The sequence below is a fragment of the Fibrella forsythiae genome (genome assembly GCF_017353175.1).
In the GTDB taxonomy this organism is placed as follows: Bacteria; Bacteroidota; Bacteroidia; order Cytophagales; family Spirosomataceae; genus Fibrella; species Fibrella forsythiae.
Genome location: NZ_JAFMYW010000002.1, coordinates 1,171,693 through 1,190,573, shown reverse-complemented (window position 1 = coordinate 1,190,573; position 18,881 = coordinate 1,171,693). Strand labels below are relative to the sequence as shown.

Here is an 18,881-nt window from a genome sequence, read left to right as displayed (position 1 = left end):
AGGTTTTGTTTAATTAAAGTTAAACAAATAAATGGCCTTAAAGTTAGAAGCCGAAATATAATAATTTACGAACTATCCCTATTCACTTAATCAACAGAACGTATACTGAATGACGCGATCTTATTATACGTCAGGTTTTGTTTAATCAAACATCAACAAAAGCAGATGGTAGCAACAACTCACTGATAACAATCTGGAGCGATTGGTTATTATATGTGCAAACCACGACTCCCTAAAACGCATGAAGACCTTGGTAATTGGCGCATCTGAAAACACGGCTCGCTATGCAAACCGAGCGGCTCAAAGCCTGCTACAGCATGGCCACGCTATAGAACTAATTGGCTTGAAAGCCGGGCAAATTCAGGGGTACCCCATTCAGACGGGCTTGCCAACACTCAACGATGTTGATACGGTTACGATGTATGTTGGCGCCCGTAACCAGGCTGGGTACGTCGATTATCTGAAAGATCTGAAGCCCCGACGAGTTATTTTTAACCCAGGGGCAGAGAACCCCGAGTTAGCTCAGCAATTGAAAAAGGAGGGTATTGAACCTATCGAAGCCTGTACGCTGGTTATGCTGTCGATTGGCAATTATTAAAAAAAGCGTGGACGATAAGGCTGTATGACTTTACAGCTTACCGTCCACGCTTTTCAATCTGCGGGACTTTCCTGAAGAAAAAGGAGCGGCCTGTCGGCCACCTTATTGGTAGAAATGGGTGGGGTCAGTGCCAGTTTTTACAGGAAATCCCTGTTTCGGGCCGGAACTGTAGTCTACCAGCGGATTAGTGCAGACGCCCAGGTGAATCCACTTCCGAAAGCGGCGAGGCAAACAAGATTCCCCGGTTGAATACGGCCTTCATCAAAGGCCTCTGTCATAGCGATGGGAATCGACGCAGCGGTGGTGTTACCGTATTTATGAATATTATTAAAAACCTTCTCGGCCGGCAGATTCATCTGTTGCCGCACGTACTCAGATATACGAATATTAGCCTGATGCGGAACGAGCAGATCCAGGTCATCAGCCGTGTACCCGTTAGCATCCAACGCTTCGTTGATCACCTCCATAAAACGCACAACGGCATGTTTGAACACCGCATTCCCATTCATAGCCACATTATAGTCACCTGCGGCCAGCGTCTCTTCTGTCAACCAGCGACCATCACGGCTGCTGCCAGGGTCTTTCACCATCAGATCTTCGGCATATCGGCCATCGGCATGGAGGTGCGTACTTAATAGTCGATGTTCAGGATCTTTGGTAGCCTGCACAACGGCTGCTCCCGCACCATCCCCAAAAATCACGGCTACATTGCGGCCTTCAGTCGATTTGTTGAGCAGAGACGATTGAATTTCAGAACCCACCACCAACACCGTCTTGTAGGTACCACCCTTGATGAACTGATCAGCAATAGACAGAGCATATACAAACCCTGAGCACTGCTGCCGTACGTCGATTACAGCAGTTCCTTCCAGACCCAGGTCGCGCTGCATCAGAAAGGCCGAGCCGGGAAAATAATAGTCCGGCGTGATGGTTGCGTATACGATCAGGTCTACGTCAGCGGCTGCAATACCAGCCCGATCGAGTGCCATCCGACTGGCAGCTGCCCCCATGCTGGCATTCGTGTCTTTGCCAAACGTAAAATACCGACGCTGCTGAATTCCCGTCCGCTCCTGAATCCAGGTGTCGGAGGTTTCCATGTACTGTTTCAGATCGTCGTTCATGACGATGTTGTCAGGTACGTAGAAACCCAGACCGGTAATTTTTGAATAAGTTGGTGTCATAAACGATTAATGACGATTCAATGACCAGGTTAGGCCGTCTTCAGCGTAATGCTGTACTCTTCCATAATGAGGTTGGCCAGTAACTGACGGCAGGCGGCATCAACCGTTTCGCGGGCCTGCGCTTCACTGTCGGCTTCCACTTCAAGGCGAATATGCTTCCCGATCCGCACATTGTCGATGGTATCCATATTCAGGTTATGCAGGCCCAGCTTTACGGCTTTGCCTTGTGGGTCCAGAATTTCTTTCTGGGGCATGATGTCGATTTCGGCGAGATACTTCATAAGAACTTAATGAGTAAACACGTGAATAACTGGATGGATGGGATAGTTAGGCAACGTACCTGGAAGCCAGCTTCCCTATGCCTAGTCAGTTAGTCACGAATTGGTTGGCGGTTAACGAAAACAGAAAGGAGAATATACAATAAGATGATCAGCGGAATAGCGGCAAACTGCAGTAGCACCAGCAGCAACACCGATGCGATAAGAAAACTATACTTGACCTGATTGGCCTGCCAGCCAAAGCTTTTGAATTTGAAAGCCATCAAGGGTAATTCAGACACCATCAGGCCAGACATGACCACTATGTAGCCCGCCAGAAATGGAACAGACAGGAAGAAATCGGCAAGTGGTTTGCTTACGGTTCCGGCTGAGGCGGCCATCAGGGGTAATGAAGCCACAACCAGTGCATTGGCGGGTATAGGCACCCCGAGAAACTGCTCTGATTGGCGGGTATCGATATTGAAACGCGCCAGACGAAGGGCACCAAAGACGGCAATGGCAAATGCAGCATATGACTCAAGCTGTAGTTGCCCCCCCCCTATCGAAGCGCCAGTTTCGTAAGAAAAATTCCCCCGCAACAGTTCAAGGAGAATAAAGGAGGGCAAAACACCAAAAGTAACAACGTCGGCAAGCGAGTCCAGTTCCTTACCGAACGGACCGGAAACACCAACCATACGGGCCACGAACCCGTCGCCGAAATCGAGTATTCCCGCCAGGATAATCAGCCAGGAAGCAGTTACCAGATCCCCTTCTGTAGCCATCAGAATACCGATGCAGCCGCATAGCAGGTTGCCGCAGGTCATGGCGTTGGGTAGGTGTTTGAGCATAGCGAATAAATTAAGATAAACATGACGGTGTGCTATCCGCAACGGTAAGACTAGCTGCGGTCACTTATGCTTACACCGTCCTTATTAATTCCTGATTTCTTTAGTATACGGATTAGACCGTTTTTCCCGCCCAATAGTTGTTGGGTCCATGTGGCCGGCATACACCACATAGTCATCAGGAAGCGAATAAAATTTGGTTAGAATGCTATTGAGCAGCACGGCATGGTTTCCGAAAGGGAGGTCAGTGCGGCCCACACTATTCTGAAACAGCACATCGCCGCCAATCACATACCGCTCAGCGTGGTTTATAAACGCCACATGACCCGGTGCATGGCCTGGTGTTTCAACCACTGCCAGCTCGATACTCCCAAACCGGATAACATCACCTTCGGCCAGGTTATGGTCGCGTTCGGCGTGTTCGTAGCCACGGAGGCCATACAACTGGCAGCGAGTGGGTACGTCGTTCAAAATCGGGATGTCTTTTTCGTTGAGGTACATCGCAACACCATACTTGCGCTTTACGTAGGCCGCCCCAAATACGTGATCGAGGTGGGCGTGGGTGAGCAGCAAATAACGGATTGTCAGATTCTGGCTGGCAATAAACGCGGCCAGTTCTTCTTTCTCAGCCTGTTCGTAACAGCCGGGATCAATAACTACGGCCTCGCGGGTGACGTCGTCTGCAATTACGTACGTGTTTTCCTGAAACGGAGAGAATACGAATGACTTTACCATAATGAGCGCACAAAAGTACGAAATTGCCGGGCATGATTGACGAAGCCCGCAATTGACAAGTGGTTATATGGTCATGCAGTTGTGTTTGTTTACCCTTCGGCCAATGGCAATCATCTTTATAAAAGGAGGTTTTAGGGAGGTTGGTTAACAAAGGCCTCCGTTTTTTCGGGAAGGTTGATCAATGAACCGGGTAAATCCTGAACAGTATACGTTTTCTGATACCTGTTCAACCTCCGATAACACCTTTCTTCATCTTATTTTGCTGCTGGGCGCACTCCTGTCAGTTCATGCTGTTTATGCACAACCGATGCGCTACGTAATGTCTATAGCCACTGGAACGGGCGACGGCTCTTCCCTCCCGGCCCAATGCAGCTGTCAGGCCGGTTGATAGTACGCTTGTGGAAGGGCAGGTGAGCTACGAGCCAAACGGCCAACTTCTGTTTCAATAGTTTGTCTGGCAGATATTGCTCCCCCTTACTGCCTACTGGGGCAGTTCACCTCTTATCAGATTTGCTGCTGATCAAAACAGCAAAAAGATAGTAGGCTTTTTATGAAGATCTGGTATAGTCATTTTCCACTGCTTTATTGGTTTTGTCTGTATCAGCGCATCAGGAGCCGTTACATTGGCGGCGATACACAGGCGTGTGTCGGGCAGGCAAGTGGCCAGTAAGTCAGCCAGGAGCGCATTGTTGCGGTAGGGCGTTTCCATGAAAATCTGTGTCTGCTGCTTCTTACGGGCATCCGTTTCCAGTTGTTTTAGTGTCCGGCTCCGTTCCCCCCTATCGATTGGCAAGTAACCATGAAAAACAAATGATTGTCCGCTCATTCCAGAGGCCATCAGGGCCAGAAGAATCGATGACGGCCCCACTAAGGGTTCTACCCAAAAGCCCAGTTGATGAGCCAGCCTAACGGCCACAGCCCCGGGATCGGCCACGCCGGGGCACCCCGCCTCTGATAAAATACCCGCATCCCGGTTAAGAGCCAGCAGATCGGTCAGTTGCCGTTTGGTGTCGGCTTCCGGCGTATCTTTATGCAGTTCAAAAAACGTTGTTTCGTCAATGATACGTCCCGTGCGCAGGCTGCTGATGAACCGGCGGGCGGTACGCAGTTCCTCCACAAAAAAGCAGTCTAGACGAGTAATCACCTCGGGAATTGGCGGCGTTAGCACCTGCGAGGCCGTATCAGGAGCAAGCGGCGTCGGAATCAGATAGAGTGTTGGCATAGGATTTCACAAAGTTTGTTAAAAAAGCCCGTTAGCCGATACCATTCGACGTTCTGAATAGAGCAGCAGTCAATTTCCTGTGGAATTACCTTTCCGCAGATACCCGTAGACCAGCGAAGCAATTACACTAGATAGACTGAAAATTTACGACATGAACCTTGTCATTGACTGGGGAAATACACGCATAAAGGCAGGTTGGTTCGAGGGTAATACCCTTGTTGAAACAGCCAGGTACGTATCTGCCGAAGCGCTGGGCGATGCGCTGGTCAAATCACCACCCAGGTACGTCATGGCCTCGTCGACCAGCCGCCCGGCCGATGAACTTCGCACGCTGTTGAATGCGTTCGACGGTGGCGCTAACTGGCTGTTACTCACGCCCGACCTACCCATTCCGATCCGCAATGCCTATGAAACACCTCGTACGCTAGGAGCCGACCGACTGGCGGCGGCGGTGGGGGCCGTACACCTATTTCCCGCTCAGAACTGCCTGATACTGGACCTGGGTACGTGTATCACCGCTGATTTTGTTTCGGCTGACGGCACCTTTCAGGGTGGCCTTATTTCGCCCGGCCTGAGAATGCGTTTGCAGGCCATGCACACATTTACCGCACGCCTGCCTCTGCTCGACAACGTACCTGGCACCGAAGCCTGGCCGCTACTGACGGCCCGCAACACGCGCGAGGCCATGCTGAGTGGTGCCATGAACGGTATGACGCTTGAACTGGCGGGAATCATCGAAGAATATACCAACTGTTACGAAGATCTTCGGGTCATCCTGTGCGGAGGGGATGGACCATTGTTCATAAACCGCTTGAAACCGGGTATATTTGCAGTACCGGAGTTGGTATTGCAAGGCCTAAACCGCATTATGTTGACCAATCTGCAACCGTAATGCCGCCGTTTTTATAATCTGATCGAAACCAACCGGCATCTGACACGATTTTTTGTGAAAAAGTTAATTCTTCTGGCCGCTGGCCTTAGCCTGCTGGCTACCCATACGTTACAGGCACAGGGCCTCGGCAATTCTCCTTATTCTGCCTTAGGCCTCGGCGAAATTTTGCCAGCCACCAATGTCGCCAATATTGGTATGGGCGGCGTTGGTGTTAGCTACGCCAGCCCCTTCTACCTCAATAGCCAAAACCCGGCACTGCTGGCCCGGCGCAGCCGATTCACCATTTTCGAGATCGGCCTGTTAGGGCAACAGAAGACGATCAGCCAACTGGTAGTAAACGAGCCACTCACGCAACGCGATTTTGGCGCTAATCTAAGCTACCTGGCACTGGCATTCCCGTTGTCGTCGCGTTGGAATACGTCGATTAGCCTCCGGCCCTACAGCTATGTCGATTACAAGTCACGCACGTACGGCAAAATTCCGGGCACTATCTATGAAACCCAGTTTGATTACAGTGGCCGGGGAGCCCTCAACCGGGCGTCGATCAGCAACGGTGTTCGACTGGGCAAGAATATCTACCTGGGTGCTGATGCCTCATTCATTTTTGGCAACATTTCGGCCCAATCTGATGCGCAGGTGCTGATCAATTCGTCGTCTGATATCACCACCTCACGAATCAACAAAGTGAACTACAGCGACATTGTCTGGAACCTGGGTGCGGCCTGGCGTCCGTCGCTGGGGAAGGATTACGTACTGAACATTGGGGCTACCTTCGCTCCTAAATCGAGCTTAAGCGGCACCGAAACGGACGTTTACCAACAGATTTCGTCAAGCGGAACGGTCATATCGGGCAGCGATACATTGCGCGTAAACTCAGATGGCCACGTGCCTCTTCCACAGCACATCCAGTTTGGCATCACGCTCGAAAAAGGCAATAAGCTGGCAGTTGGTGTCGAGGCAGGTATGCAGTCGTGGAGCCAGTTCAGAACAATTACGGATCAGCCCGGCAACCTGCGCGACGGGTTCCACTCGTCGATCGGTCTCGAGTATACACCCAAACCAACCTCTACCCGCTACCGCGACCTGATCACCTATCGGGCCGGGCTTCAGTATAATAAGCTTCCTTATCAGGTAAACGGCGTACAGCTAAACGATGTAAATGGTAGTCTCGGCTTTTCTATTCCGGTGGGCGCCTATTTCGTAAATCACATCAACGTTGCCGTGGTTGGCGGGCAACGCGGCGTACTCACGGGCGCTCAGATTCGGGAGAAATATTTTAAAGTAGCAATAGGCTTCTCACTCAACGACTGGTGGTTCCGTAAAACGGTAATCGACTAAGGGAGACATGAACCGAATTGCACCGCGACTGTTTATCGTTCAGCACTGAATTTTTGCGTCAGATGACACATAAACAACCAATACCGCATCCAACACATTCTCACTATTTTGGCTTAATCGTTGTTGGCCTGTTGGCGCTGCTTGCTTCTCTCACCTCCTGCGAAGAAGATAAAAAGCCTGTTAAAGCCGTAGCCTATAAGGGGCCAATTGAAGAGATCAACAATGTGAAACTGCTCTACAGCGAATCAGCGATGATGCGTGTAAAGCTGACAACGGAACGCCAGTTACGATTCATCAATGATGATCGTAAATACCCGAAAGAAGTCTTTATTGATTTCTACGACCCTACTGGCTCACAGATAGTAACAACCCTTCGTTCTGATTCCGGCAAATACGACAAAGCAAAGGATCTGTACACGGTGATGGGCCATGTAGTGGTGATCAACAAAGCCAAGCAGGAGAAACTCCAAACCAACCTGCTGAACTGGAACCCCAATACAAAGAAGGTATATACCGAAACCCGCGTTGTTGTTTCAAGCCAGTTAACCGGCGAAAAACTGTATGGGCTCGGTCTTGATGCCAATCAGGATTTTTCACGCTACTCAATTCGTAAACCCACCGGCGTTTTCAATCTGGAAGGCGGCATTTAATACCTCCTGCACACTTACCTGGGAAGACCGACATTGCGTGGGGCGGTTATTCATCTCGCGCATTTTTCTAAAAGGCGCTCGGCCTCTTTGCCCGTAACGAGACGTTTGTCGTTACCCCACTGGCTGTAGATGTACGTGGTAATTTCGGCTACTTCCAGCGCGCTTAACTGTAGCTGAGGCGGCATAATCCGGTTATACGTCTTGCCATTCACAACAATCGGCCCTTGCTGACCGTAACGTATTGAGCAAATAACCGCCTGTTTATTTTTCGCCAGATAATCTGAGTTGGCTAATGGAGGGTACAAACCGGCCAGCCCTGCCCCATCGGCCTGGTGGCAGTTAGCACAGTTCCTGCGATATAATAAAATGCCTTCGGTAATGTATTTCTGCCGTTTGGTTTCTTCGTCGCTCTGGCAGGAAAAAAAGGTTGAGAGAAGTCCTAGGCTGAACAGGGAAAAAGTTAAAATCGATTTTCCAGGAAGTGTCGGCATGATTACGTACCTCAGCCTAAGCTAAGTATCCAGTCGATAGTGGTTATTTCTCCGTTAATAGTTTATCCATGTCGGTCATCAATTTATCGACGCCCGACTCGGTTGTTCCGTCATAAATTCCCCGGATGTGACGGTTTTTATCGACCAGAATAAAGGCGCCGCTATGCACTACCCCACCCGGTGCCGACGAATCGGCCTGTGCCGTAACCATGTAGCTGTTCTGGCCAATGTCATAGATTTTATCGCGGTCGCCGGTAACGAATAACCAGTTTTTGCCAGACACGCCCAACTCCTGAGCAAATTCCTTCAGCACCGGAACCGAGTCATGGGCCGGGTCAATCGTATGCGAGAGTAACAGCACCTCCGGATTGGTCTTGAAACGTTCGTACACCCGCTTCAACTGCGTTTTCATTTTCGGGCAGATGGTGGGGCACGACGTAAAAAAGAAATCGGCAACGTAGATTTTACCGCTGACCGTTGCTGCCGTCACGGTATCCCCGTTCTGACTGACAAACTTAAAATCGGGAATGGTGTGATAAACGGAGTCAGTAACGGTTTTACCATCAACCTGTTTTGTCACCGCTTCGCGCTCGCCCAGGATGGGCAGCTTATCCGTTTGTGTGCAGCCAGCCATTCCCAGAAGCAGGCCAATAGCTGGTGCAAGTACTGCCAGCCGGGCAATGGAACTACTGTTTAAGGTAGGTCTGAGCCTGCTGGATACTCTGATTAATTTTTGCTTTTGCATTATTGATAAGTTGCTTCTGTTCAGCCAGATAACGCAGGGCATCGGCTTCAGGCAATTTCTTCAGGGTATCGCCATGATACTGGCCCATCCAATCCATCATAAGGCTGTCGGCTTCGGTCAGGTGGCGAACCAGCTGACGTAGCTGCGCTTTCTGCTCATCAATCCGGACAGTCTCAGTAGGTGTTCCCTGTATACTATCTAAAGCTGTGAGTTTGCCGTTCAGTTCCTTCTTCAGTTTCATGACATTATCAATGCGTGGCATTACCTCATCATGGACCGCAAGGACTTCTTTTTCGGCTTTATCGATCGGTGTACCGTCTTCGGCCATGGCCATGTCGTGCCCTTCATGACCAGTTTTCTCTTTCGCACCACAGGCGGTCAGGGCCAGCACTAATCCAATGGCAATAAATACGTTTTTCATTGATTATTAAACAGTTGCATTTTGCTCTAATATTTCGCGGGCACTACTCACGGCACTTGGCGACGGCGACTTACCACCAATCATCTGGGCAATTTCCTGCACACGCTCCTCAAAGGTAAGCTTACGTACCCGGCTTACCGTTTTAGCGGCCGAATGATCTTTATAGACAAAATAGTGAGCCATGCCCTGCGCCGCGATCTGGGGCAGGTGAGTGATGGATATAAGCTGGTGGGTGTGCGCCATGTCGCGCATCATCTGCCCCATTTTAATAGCAATCTCACCTGACACACCGGTATCAATTTCATCGAAAATGATGGTGGGCAATGATCGTTTGCTGGCCAGAATATATTTGATAGCCATCATCAGTCGGGAGAATTCGCCACCCGACGCCACATTTTTAAGTTGCTGTGGCTTCACCCCTTTATTGGCACTGAACAGGAACGATACAGTATCGATGCCCGTTGGCGTAGGCCGCCCCCGCTCGGCGTGAATCTGTAGCGATGCGTTGGGCATCCCCAGATCATCCAGCAGCCCTTTAATCTCTTTCTCAATAGGTTTCAACACCGACAGCCGAACTTTCGATAGCGCTTCGGCACTCACCGTCATCTTCTTCTGAGCAACCTCAGCTTTCGATTTAGCTTTCTCTATCTCATCATCAAGGTTAAGCACCTTGCTAACCTTCTGCTCCAGTTCGTTCCGTAATGAAATGAGCGTAGCAACGTCTTTCGCCTGGTGTTTGGTCTGGAGCTGATAGATCAGGTTCAGCCGTTCGCGCACAGTTTCGGTGCGGCTGTCATCCATCTCAACGCTTTCCTGCTCGGTGTTGATCTCATCAGCCAGATCGCGCAGTTCGATCAGGGCACTTTGGGCACGTTCCTGCAGCGCCCGGTACTGATCAGCTACTTTAGTTACCTGATTCAGGCAACCCACCGCGCTTTTCAGCAGGGCCACAACCGATTGTTCAGGATTGTCGAGGTATTCGGAAGCCAGCAGTAACCGCTCCTTAATCTCGCCCGCGTTTTCCAGTACATTGAGTTCCTGCTCTAGCACTTCCTGCTCGTCGGCCTGTAGGTTGGCCTTGGCCAGTTCCTGATAGAGAAAGTTATTGTAATCAAACTCCCGGCGCATGGCTCCGGCTTCGTTCATCAGGTGATCGTAAACCGTTTGACGTTCCCGGTAGGTCTGGTAGTCGGCGCGGTATGTTCGTAGCCGGTCGTCATCCTGTGCGTAGGTATCAACGATCTGCAATTGATATTCATTTGACCCCAGCAACACTGAATCATGCTGCGAGTGGATGTCCATGAGTTGGCTCGTTACACGCCGCATGGTTTCCAGATTCACGGGTGTGTCGTTTACGAAGGCGCGCGATTTACCGGCGGGGCTAATTTCACGGCGGACAATGCAGGTTGGGGCAAAGTCCAGTTCCTCTTCCTCGAAAATGGTTTCGATAACGTACCCAGATACATCAAATGACCCTTCAATGATACATTTCACCGATGGATCGTACAAAACGCGGGTGTCGGCCCGGTTGCCTAATAACAACCCAATGGCTCCTAACATAATGGATTTTCCTGCCCCTGTTTCGCCCGTGATGATATTCAAAGCGTGGTCAGGCGCCATCTCCAGTTGGTCAATAAGCGCGTAATTCTTAATCAATAAGTGCGATAGCATACGAATAAGAAACAATCAGCCGGGGTGAAAAAGTTGGCAACATCCGTTTACGGTTCACAGTTTTCTGTCTTCTATTGCTCCGCCTCGTAGCGAGCATCCTGATGTAGCAGCGCAACAAAAGACAGAAAATTGTAAACAGTAAACGTCAGTTTAACAACCGTCTATAATTCTCTGTTTTCCCCGGGTCTAAAAATGAGAGCATATCAAAAGCGCGCTTACGTTCGTCGCGGGTGCCTTCGGCCATAATGTTCAACAGTTCATCTGACTTGGCGTCGAAAAAGGAGTTGAGCAGTACGGCTCCGGGCTTTTGCAAGGTAATCTGCCGAATGCTCGTCAGCAAATCCATGGTGTATTTTCGGGCCTGTATCGGGTTACTGGCGAAAGCGTCGAGCCCTAAACGATGATAGGCATAAAACCCGTCTCTAAATGGCGTAACCTGCTGGTTTTGTAGATTTTCGATCAACCAGTACCGGTTTCTGCGGCTATTATCCTGGGCCGACCATGCGCCATTATCCGATACAGCCTGTGCCACATTCACGATCTGGAACGCCCGCTGAATGTATACGTTTCCGCCCTGACGCGAGAACGAATCGTAATCAACCGCCAGAATAACATTGGCGTAGAATGCCAGCGACTGCGTCAGGTCATCAGAATACTGGTTCTCGCGGTAGAAAAAGGGCTGGGAGGGCAACCAGCTAAAGTCGAAATTCCGGTCAACGAAGCTGAGCGTGGTTGTCTGGTAATTGGAACCGTAGACCGGACGAGTCACACTTAGCTGGGCATTTCCTTTGAACACACCAATGGCCGTTGACTGAATCAGGTTAATTGTCAGTGTGCAGTTGATCTTCTCGTTTGGTGCAAACTGATCGGTAGACCAGCGGCGATTATTCATGAATTCAGAAATTACCCCCCGCAACTGGTTGAAGTAGGTCAGATCAGCTTTCTGGGCAGCAGCCAGTTGATCGGTATTCAGCGTAACGGTGCAGTTCAGCTCCTGGGCCTGCAGGGCGCCAATTGAAGCCATTAACAAACTGATAAAGAACAGTATACGTGACATTGTCAGGCGCGTTTACTTATAGTTTTTGTACGATGATGGATAGCAGATCGGCGGCAACTTCATCTTTGGTTTTCAGACCAAACTCCGCAACCGTTTCCTGCCTATCCATAACGGTAATTTTGTTGGTGTCGTGCCCAAAACCAGCGCCAGCATCACGTAATGAGTTCAACACGATCCAGTCCAGATTTTTCCGATGGAGCTTTCCAAGCGCATGTTCATGCTCGTTGTTTGTCTCCAGCGCAAAGCCCATCATCAACTGATCGGGGCGTTTCAACGTACCCAGCGTGGCGGCAATATCTACGGTTTTGGTCAGTTCAATTGCAAACTCGGCCTCTTTCTTTTTAATTTTTTCGGTTGCCGGGTGAGCAGGCGTATAGTCTGCCACGGCGGCATTCAGAATTGTTATGTGTGCCTTGGGAAACGCTGCGGCAGTGGCCTCATACATCTCCTGTGCCGACCGCACATTCACCCGCCTGATGGTTGGTTCGGGCGTTATCAGGTACGTTGGTCCACACACCAGTGTAACATCTGCCCCTGCTAAAGCGAACACGCGAGCCAGGGCAAACCCCATTTTCCCGGTCGAGTGGTTACTGATATACCGCACCGGATCAATAGCTTCCTGCGTTGGACCAGCCGTTATCAGTACTGATTTACCCACCAGCACATCCTGCAGGCTAAAGTGGCGTTCCAGCGTTTGTACGATCGTTTCGGGTTCGGCCAGCCGCCCCTCACCTACCAGGCCGCTGGCCAGTTCGCCATGTTCAGCCTGGATGATATGATTGCCAAACCGACGAAGCCGATCCAGGTTCTCCACCAACGCCGGATGCCGGTACATATCCAGATCCATTGCCGGAGCCACAAACACCGGACATTTAGCCGACAGGTACGTTGCGGATAACAGGTCATCGCAAAGTGCCGTGGCACATCGGGCCAGCGTTCGGGCAGAGGCCGGTGCAATAACCAGCGCATCGGCCCATAAGCCTAACTCGACGTGGTTGTTCCACACGCCGTTGTCATCAGCCACGAAGGTTGACAACGCAGGTCGTTTTGATAACGTGGCCAGTGTCAACGGCGTTATAAACGCCTTGGCTGCTTCGGTCATGATTACCTGTACTTCAGCGCCAGCCTTCACCAGCAGCCGCACCAGCAACGCCGACTTGTAGGCGGCAATACTACCCGATACGCCCAGTATGATTCGTTTACCTTGCAGGGGTTCCATAAGCAGCAAAAATCCCACGTAAAGCGCAACGATGTACAGAGTTCGTACAAACTCCGTGCCTCGGTGGCTTCACGTGGGATCGTGTAGTAATGCGTTGACTTATTTCTCCTCGCCTTCTTCCGGGTACCGGAAATACACTTTGCCAGCCAGAAACTCATCTGTTGCCAGCGTAGTGGGCTTGGGCATCCGTTCGTAGAATTTTGAGATTTCGATCTGTTCGCGGTTTTCGAACACTTCTTCAAGGTTATCAACAGCAGAAACGAACTCCGACAGTTTGTTGCTCAGTTCTTCTTTGTTCTTGGTCGAGATCTGACGAGCGCGTTTCGAGATGATCGATACTGATTCGTACAGATTGCCTGTCATTGCCGCGATCTTGTCGGTATCGCGCGTGATAATCGAAGGATTTGATGCCATAATTTTATCAGTTTACCGAGGTCACTTTCGCAGGCGCGTTAGGGTTCGGCTGTTGTTGCTTTTTAAGGTCTTCGCGGGCTTTCTCTTCCTTGGCAATGCGATCCAGCTCTTTCGTGCTGCTATCAAACATTTTTTCGGCCTGCTTTAAATACTTACTGTTGGGGTACTTTTCCTGAAACGACTTGTAAAACGCTACTGCATCCTGAAAACGTTCCTTCTGCTTTGTATCGAGTGAGTTCTTCGCCAGGTTATACTCGGCATCAACTTTCAGGTAGGCTAATTCTTCGTTGAATTCTGAGTCAGGGAATTCACGCTGAAAATTATTGATCGATACCACCGATGATTTATAGTTGGCAATACTGAAGCCACTTACCTTGTAATACTGTTTGGCCCGTTCGTATGCTTTCCGTTCCAGTTTCTTGCGCAGGTCCAGAATCAAGTCGGTACAATCCTTTACGTGTTCACTATCAGGGTTCGTGTTCACGAAATCCTGTAACGCAGACATCGCCGAGATGGTATTCGACTGGTCCAGGTTATAACCGGGGGTAGCTTTGTACAACGACAGAGCATAGAGGTACATGGCTTCGGGGGCCGATTCACTACGGGCAAACGTTTCGTAAAACCGCTTAAATAGCTGAGCAGCAGGCTCATAAAGGCCTTGATTATACTGCGTATAGGCGTAATTAAACTGCGAGATCTCCTGCTCAGAGCTACCCTTCAACTTAGGAATAATCTCTTCGAACAGTACCCCGGCCCGATACCAGTCTTTCTTGTTGTAGTATTTCAGGGCAGCCTGGTATTTCTCAGCATCAGTACCATTTTTCTGCACTTTAGCAAAGTCAGTACACGCTGAAAGGCCCAACACTACCAGTCCCACAACTAGGGCAAACAAACTACGGTTTCGCATAAGGTCGCAAATATACAAAAATAATGGCTACACCCTTTAAACGGGGGTGTAGCCAATCTGGTGCGTCACTTAACAAATCTTAAGACAATCAACAGGTAAAGACTTGTTACTGATGCTTTACGAGCAGTTTCTTGGTAGCCACTTTAACGCCCTCAACTGAAAGCTGATAAAAATAGTAGCCGGTTGGCAGGTCGCGGGTTTGCAGGCGTACCTTACGGTCGTTCCGATCAAGTGTGTATTCGGCGATAGGAGCACCCAGAATACCCAATAATGTAATTGACGCACTACCAACGTTACTGTTCATCACGTAATCGATCTCGGCAACGTCATGAGCCGGATTAGGATAGATGTTCGACACCGTTAACCGGTCGCTGCTATACATCCGTTCATCAATCCGTACGGCTTCTTCTGATGACCGTTCGGTAATGGCACCCGAAACAGTACCCTCGGCCATTCCACCGGTACGGCTTACCGTGGCTTTAGTGCTGGATGTGGGGGCGGCAATTAGCAATGAGCGATAGTAATCGCGCATGGCCAAATTTTTCCCTTGCGAAAACAAATGATCCATAGGCGACATAGGCCGTGGAAGAGGCAGTAAAACACGCTGGGTTTTCCCGGTGGTTACGGCCGATGTAGTTGGTGTGCTTTTTCGACCAAGCTCAAGCCGACTCCGCCCGGGCACCTGCGCCTGAACCGAAGTGGCCAACAGAAGGCCGATTAAACACCCATATAAACGTAAATAGTCTCCCATTCCTGAAAATCAATGCCTTGACACGGCCTAACACAAACGTAAGTGGTTTGAAAGATAATGTCAACGTGATAAAAAGTAAAAAATTGTTAATTCCACTGCGATTTACTTCTTCTGACCCGGTTTGTTGGTCAATGGTTTAAAATTAGCGTCAAATTTAATGCCGCTTTTATCCAATGGTGATGTAAGCCCCGTTGACAAAAGTTGTTGCTTTACCGCCGCCGTTGCCGAAGCAGGAATAGTGACAGCCGGAATCGGGCTGGCTGGCGAACTAACCGGTTTTACTATGCTTCCACCGGCTTTACCCAACACTTGCTCTTTCGTTGGTTTTTCACCAACCCGCCAACGAAAACCATCTAGTTTTTTCTTTTCCTCCGTTAATAATTTAGGAGGTGTTAAGGCACCGTCCGGACTTCCATAAAAGCGAATATTACCTACTCTGCCTTTTAAAAAATCGATCGTCATTTTACTGCAATCAACCCGATTCATTCCCGTGAAAACGTTCTTCTCATCTACTACGTAATAAATGCTCTGACCGTTGCCCTCAACAACAACTCTGTTCAATTCTGTTTTGTCTTCTACCGTAAACGGGCCCGCTGCCGCTGTTGTAGAACGGGGGGGCGTGGTGGTTTTCGCGGTTGCCGTCCGAGCCGTTTTTGTGCGTGCCCGCGCCGTTACGAGCGGTTTTGGCCGAATAGTGTCCAGCACATTTTTGAATGAAGCGGTAATAGACCGGCCTTTTATCTGGTTGAAATACTGGAGCGAATCCTGCGAAATAACAAACGACCGCCCCCGCAACAGCATCGTGTTGATCCGGTTATTTTTCAATTTTGCCGTCAGCGTATCGGCTTCCATCTGGTAGGCCTGACTCCAAACGATTGGTTTTTTATAAAAGAAAATAGTAGAGTCGGAAACCGCATAAACCAGCGAATCGCAGCGGCTCTGCAGATCCGATTTATAGACCAGTACATTTTTCTGCCCTACCAGTTTTCGGGGTCTTTTTTCGGTACTTCCGCTGGGTGTGTCGTACGAAAAAAGGGTGTCGGCCCGCATATATAATGTATCCTTACTCACAAGCGACCGTACGACGGCATTACCCGTTACACGAGACACCCCCGCCTTACCGTTGTATCGACCCTGATCGCCAGTGATAATAGTATTGTTTTCTTTTCCAATCAGCACAACGTTGCCCTTGGCAATACCTAATTCAGTTTGGTTATCAAAATCAAGCGTGTCGCCAGTGAGCGTATATTTTTCTGTGTAGGCTGTGGCCCGTTTTCTGAAATTCGAGATTCTCGTTACCGTATTATACGTTCCCTCACGAGCTACCAGCGTGCCGTCTTTGTTCACAATTTTAGTAGCCCCCTGAAACGTCGCCAGTTTTGTAGCACTGTTATACAGCAGCGAATCGGCGGTGAGTGTGGTTTTCGGGTTGACCAGCCGAACGTTTCGGATAAACGTAAACTGCTTGAAACGGGTATCATAATAGCCCTCTTCGCTGGTCAACACATTATCTTTATCCACAATCCGGCCTTTGTTTGGGTAGTGCGCAATACCATTGGCCATATCATAATCAAGGCGCGACGTGGTCAGCGTCATTTTTGTATCCCGAAGCGAGACCCGGCTCAAGAGCGTCGACGAACGCGTGTTCCCATAGTAATACATAGTATCACCTTTCACCGTGATGGTGTCACCCTGCAGGATACGTACATTCCCATAGGCTTCCACTACATTGGATGTTGCATTCTGAATGGCCAGATCGCAGAACATCAACGCGCCCTTATGCCGAAGACGCACCTTGCCAACCAACCGTCTTGTAGCACTTCCCGGTATCTGACTAACCTCCAAGCTATCTGCACCCAGAATCTCTACCTGCTCAGTTGACCCGCCAGATGACGTACCTGGACGGCCTACCTGCGCCTTCACTGACGTACCCAGCAGTACAAGTGCAGAAAGACTACAGAAAAAAACGGCTATAGGCCGCAAAAGGCTATATTTTTGTGTAATCAAGTTCATGTAGCGTTCAACATGCAAATCTAACGTACCCGCGTGCTACCCGACGGTTTTTTAGCTTTTATTAACGAGCATCGGCTTTTTGCCCATACTGACCGCCTGCTACTGGCAGTCAGTGGTGGCGTTGACTCTATGGTTCTGGCGGCGTTGGTAAAACAAGAGGGGTTTGACTTCGGGATAGCCCACGTCAATTTCGGTTTACGCGGAACGGATTCTGACGATGACGCAGCCTTTGTTGAGAACATAGCCCTCTCTTATGGGGTTCCGTTTCACCTGACGCGGTTCAATACCGCTGCTGAAGCGCAAAAACGGGGCGAGTCAACCCAGGTAACGGCGCGTCAACTGCGCTACGAGTGGTTTCGTCAGCTGCAAACTGAACATGGCTATGCAGCCGTGGCAACAGCGCATCACCTGAACGACGTTCTGGAGACGATGCTGCTAAACCTGACAAGGGGTACTGGGCTTGCCGGTCTACGCGGCATGCCTGTTCAGTCGGAGCTTACGGCAACATGGCCAAGGTTGGTTCGTCCGTTGTGGTTTACCAGCCGCGCGGCAATTGACGCCTATGCCCGGCAACAGTCAATCCTTTGGCGCGAAGACTCGTCGAACGCATCGGATGCGTATAGCCGAAACCAGATTCGGCATCATGTGGTACCCGTGCTGGAACAGATCAATCCCGGCGTACTTCAAACAATTCCACGAACAATTGGCCAGTTACGAGCTGCGGAAGTCATTCTGCAACACGAGCTGACGGCTTCGTTTCAGCAATGTACCCAGCCTGCTGACGACGGGTTCATTATTGACATTGCCGCGCTAAACCGCTATCCGGAACCCCTTTTTCGGCTGGGCGAGTGGCTGCGTCCATACGGCTTCACTACTGACGTGCTGACTCAGTGCTGGCAAGCGGTTAACCCTACCGGTAGCAACGTACCCAAACAAAGCCAGGTATTTCTGGCAAGTGATTACCGGCTCATTCACGAACAGGGGAAGTTATCCCTGCTTCCGCATCAGTTGGGTATTGACCTACCGGTTCAACTCAACACCTGGCCCGACAAACCAATTGACTTAGGAAAAGATGGCCAGCTTGTTGTAGAGCTTGTTGGCATGAATGAATGGGATGGAACATGGCCATCAGAACCTACTATTGCTCTTCTGGATGCAGGTACGTTGCCTTTCCCCTGGCAATTGCGCCACTGGCGGCAAGGCGACCGCTTCAAACCGCTTGGCATGAACGGCTCCCGGTTGGTCAGCGATTTTCTGGCTGATGGCAAACTCTCCCGCCGCCAGCGCGAACGCGTTTGGGTGCTCGAGTGTGCCGGGCAGATCCTGTGTATCCTCGGCCTCCGCGTTTCTCAACTGGCCCGGCTCACCAACACGACCCGCCAGCTAGCTATATTACGCTGGCAACACAAATCGGGCACTCGTTAACTATTAAAAGTGAAAATCAGTCTGTTATAACCAATACCTTGCTCCGTTT

20 protein-coding genes are annotated in these 18,881 nt (G+C 50.1%); 5 read left to right on the top strand and 15 right to left on the bottom strand.

From position 1 onward, the window contains the following. Window positions 1–241 precede the first annotated feature (241 nt). Window positions 242–598, top strand: a complete 357-nt coding sequence (locus tag J2I46_RS10965; RefSeq protein WP_207329036.1) for a CoA-binding protein — start codon at window positions 242–244, stop codon at window positions 596–598. Window positions 599–771: 173 nt separating this feature from the next. On the opposite strand, the gene J2I46_RS10960 is transcribed toward J2I46_RS10965, so the two are convergent. From J2I46_RS10960 to J2I46_RS10940, 5 genes are all read right to left on the bottom strand, one after another. Beyond that, window positions 772–1,779 (bottom strand): 3-oxoacyl-ACP synthase III family protein, encoded by a 1,008-nt coding sequence (locus J2I46_RS10960; RefSeq protein WP_207329035.1) that lies wholly within the window; start codon window positions 1,777–1,779, stop codon window positions 772–774. 29 nt (window positions 1,780–1,808) lie between these two features. Further along, on the bottom strand, window positions 1,809–2,060 hold the full coding sequence (gene purS / locus J2I46_RS10955; RefSeq protein ID WP_207329034.1) for a phosphoribosylformylglycinamidine synthase subunit PurS: 252 nt from the start codon (window positions 2,058–2,060) through the stop codon (window positions 1,809–1,811). An 89-nt stretch (window positions 2,061–2,149) separates the two neighbouring features. Continuing rightward, entirely contained in the window at window positions 2,150–2,884 is a 735-nt protein-coding gene (pssA, locus tag J2I46_RS10950) for a CDP-diacylglycerol--serine O-phosphatidyltransferase (protein ID WP_229379683.1), read from the bottom strand. An 84-nt stretch (window positions 2,885–2,968) separates the two neighbouring features. Continuing rightward, window positions 2,969–3,616: an MBL fold metallo-hydrolase gene (locus tag J2I46_RS10945; protein WP_207329033.1), complete on the bottom strand. Its 648-nt coding sequence runs from the start codon at window positions 3,614–3,616 to the stop codon at window positions 2,969–2,971. 520 nt (window positions 3,617–4,136) lie between these two features. After that, window positions 4,137–4,838 carry an SAM-dependent methyltransferase gene (locus tag J2I46_RS10940; RefSeq protein ID WP_207329032.1) on the bottom strand — a complete coding sequence of 234 codons (702 nt, stop codon included), beginning with the start codon at window positions 4,836–4,838 and terminating at the stop codon, window positions 4,137–4,139. A 151-nt stretch (window positions 4,839–4,989) separates the two neighbouring features. Here J2I46_RS10940 and J2I46_RS10935 point away from each other — a divergent pair, with 151 nt between their 5' ends. From J2I46_RS10935 to lptC, 3 genes are all read left to right on the top strand, one after another. Further along, the gene (locus tag J2I46_RS10935; protein WP_207329031.1) at window positions 4,990–5,730 is read left to right on the top strand and encodes a type III pantothenate kinase; all 741 of its coding nucleotides are present in this window, start codon (window positions 4,990–4,992) and stop codon (window positions 5,728–5,730) included. Between the two features lie 54 nt (window positions 5,731–5,784). After that, a complete protein-coding gene (bamG, locus tag J2I46_RS10930) occupies window positions 5,785–7,068 on the top strand; it encodes a BamG family beta-barrel-assembly machinery protein (RefSeq protein ID WP_207329030.1) in 1,284 nt (427 codons plus the stop codon). A 62-nt stretch (window positions 7,069–7,130) separates the two neighbouring features. Then, on the top strand, window positions 7,131–7,718 hold the full coding sequence (gene lptC / locus J2I46_RS10925) for an LPS export ABC transporter periplasmic protein LptC (protein WP_207329029.1): 588 nt from the start codon (window positions 7,131–7,133) through the stop codon (window positions 7,716–7,718). Window positions 7,719–7,768: 50 nt separating this feature from the next. On the opposite strand, the gene J2I46_RS10920 is transcribed toward lptC, so the two are convergent. The 10 genes from J2I46_RS10920 to J2I46_RS10875 form a co-directional block, all read right to left on the bottom strand. Beyond that, window positions 7,769–8,209, bottom strand: a complete 441-nt coding sequence (locus J2I46_RS10920) for a c-type cytochrome (RefSeq protein ID WP_207329028.1) — start codon at window positions 8,207–8,209, stop codon at window positions 7,769–7,771. A 43-nt stretch (window positions 8,210–8,252) separates the two neighbouring features. Then, complete coding sequence (locus tag J2I46_RS10915) at window positions 8,253–8,843, bottom strand: SCO family protein (protein ID WP_229379714.1); 591 nt, start codon at window positions 8,841–8,843, stop codon at window positions 8,253–8,255. 52 nt (window positions 8,844–8,895) lie between these two features. Further along, window positions 8,896–9,375 carry a viral A-type inclusion protein gene (locus tag J2I46_RS10910; RefSeq protein WP_207329026.1) on the bottom strand — a complete coding sequence of 160 codons (480 nt, stop codon included), beginning with the start codon at window positions 9,373–9,375 and terminating at the stop codon, window positions 8,896–8,898. 6 nt (window positions 9,376–9,381) lie between these two features. Next, the gene (gene recN, locus J2I46_RS10905) at window positions 9,382–11,046 is read right to left on the bottom strand and encodes a DNA repair protein RecN (RefSeq protein WP_207329025.1); all 1,665 of its coding nucleotides are present in this window, start codon (window positions 11,044–11,046) and stop codon (window positions 9,382–9,384) included. Window positions 11,047–11,191: 145 nt separating this feature from the next. Beyond that, a complete protein-coding gene (porD, locus tag J2I46_RS10900) occupies window positions 11,192–12,103 on the bottom strand; it encodes a type IX secretion system protein PorD (protein WP_207329024.1) in 912 nt (303 codons plus the stop codon). A 16-nt stretch (window positions 12,104–12,119) separates the two neighbouring features. Continuing rightward, complete coding sequence (gene coaBC / locus J2I46_RS10895; RefSeq protein ID WP_207329023.1) at window positions 12,120–13,322, bottom strand: bifunctional phosphopantothenoylcysteine decarboxylase/phosphopantothenate--cysteine ligase CoaBC; 1,203 nt, start codon at window positions 13,320–13,322, stop codon at window positions 12,120–12,122. A 99-nt stretch (window positions 13,323–13,421) separates the two neighbouring features. Beyond that, complete coding sequence (locus tag J2I46_RS10890; protein WP_207329022.1) at window positions 13,422–13,736, bottom strand: DNA-directed RNA polymerase subunit omega; 315 nt, start codon at window positions 13,734–13,736, stop codon at window positions 13,422–13,424. 7 nt (window positions 13,737–13,743) lie between these two features. Further along, the gene (locus tag J2I46_RS10885; RefSeq protein WP_207329021.1) at window positions 13,744–14,643 is read right to left on the bottom strand and encodes an outer membrane protein assembly factor BamD; all 900 of its coding nucleotides are present in this window, start codon (window positions 14,641–14,643) and stop codon (window positions 13,744–13,746) included. 106 nt (window positions 14,644–14,749) lie between these two features. Then, on the bottom strand, window positions 14,750–15,349 hold the full coding sequence (locus J2I46_RS10880; protein WP_229379682.1) for a T9SS type A sorting domain-containing protein: 600 nt from the start codon (window positions 15,347–15,349) through the stop codon (window positions 14,750–14,752). A 147-nt stretch (window positions 15,350–15,496) separates the two neighbouring features. Continuing rightward, window positions 15,497–17,407, bottom strand: coding sequence for an OstA-like protein (locus J2I46_RS10875; protein WP_207329019.1), 1,911 nt, complete (start codon window positions 17,405–17,407; stop codon window positions 15,497–15,499). Between the two features lie 33 nt (window positions 17,408–17,440). Here J2I46_RS10875 and tilS point away from each other — a divergent pair, with 33 nt between their 5' ends. Beyond that, window positions 17,441–18,832 carry a tRNA lysidine(34) synthetase TilS gene (tilS, locus tag J2I46_RS10870; protein WP_207329018.1) on the top strand — a complete coding sequence of 464 codons (1,392 nt, stop codon included), beginning with the start codon at window positions 17,441–17,443 and terminating at the stop codon, window positions 18,830–18,832. Window positions 18,833–18,881: the final 49 nt, after the last annotated feature.

Coding starts and splice junctions, on each gene's coding strand:
- recN (WP_207329025.1), bottom strand. CDS start 11,046: ATGCTATCGCACTTATTGATTAAGAATTACGCGCTTATTGACCAACTG.
- J2I46_RS10915 (WP_229379714.1), bottom strand. CDS start 8,843: ATGGCTGGCTGCACACAAACGGATAAGCTGCCCATCCTGGGCGAGCGC.
- J2I46_RS10965 (WP_207329036.1), top strand. CDS start 242: ATGAAGACCTTGGTAATTGGCGCATCTGAAAACACGGCTCGCTATGCA.
- J2I46_RS10945 (WP_207329033.1), bottom strand. CDS start 3,616: ATGGTAAAGTCATTCGTATTCTCTCCGTTTCAGGAAAACACGTACGTA.
- pssA (WP_229379683.1), bottom strand. CDS start 2,884: ATGCTCAAACACCTACCCAACGCCATGACCTGCGGCAACCTGCTATGC.
- J2I46_RS10920 (WP_207329028.1), bottom strand. CDS start 8,209: ATGCCGACACTTCCTGGAAAATCGATTTTAACTTTTTCCCTGTTCAGC.
- porD (WP_207329024.1), bottom strand. CDS start 12,103: ATGTCACGTATACTGTTCTTTATCAGTTTGTTAATGGCTTCAATTGGC.
- J2I46_RS10890 (WP_207329022.1), bottom strand. CDS start 13,736: ATGGCATCAAATCCTTCGATTATCACGCGCGATACCGACAAGATCGCG.
- J2I46_RS10875 (WP_207329019.1), bottom strand. CDS start 17,407: ATGAACTTGATTACACAAAAATATAGCCTTTTGCGGCCTATAGCCGTT.
- coaBC (WP_207329023.1), bottom strand. CDS start 13,322: ATGGAACCCCTGCAAGGTAAACGAATCATACTGGGCGTATCGGGTAGT.
- lptC (WP_207329029.1), top strand. CDS start 7,131: ATGACACATAAACAACCAATACCGCATCCAACACATTCTCACTATTTT.
- J2I46_RS10885 (WP_207329021.1), bottom strand. CDS start 14,643: ATGCGAAACCGTAGTTTGTTTGCCCTAGTTGTGGGACTGGTAGTGTTG.
- J2I46_RS10935 (WP_207329031.1), top strand. CDS start 4,990: ATGAACCTTGTCATTGACTGGGGAAATACACGCATAAAGGCAGGTTGG.
- J2I46_RS10940 (WP_207329032.1), bottom strand. CDS start 4,838: ATGCCAACACTCTATCTGATTCCGACGCCGCTTGCTCCTGATACGGCC.
- purS (WP_207329034.1), bottom strand. CDS start 2,060: ATGAAGTATCTCGCCGAAATCGACATCATGCCCCAGAAAGAAATTCTG.
- J2I46_RS10960 (WP_207329035.1), bottom strand. CDS start 1,779: ATGACACCAACTTATTCAAAAATTACCGGTCTGGGTTTCTACGTACCT.
- J2I46_RS10910 (WP_207329026.1), bottom strand. CDS start 9,375: ATGAAAAACGTATTTATTGCCATTGGATTAGTGCTGGCCCTGACCGCC.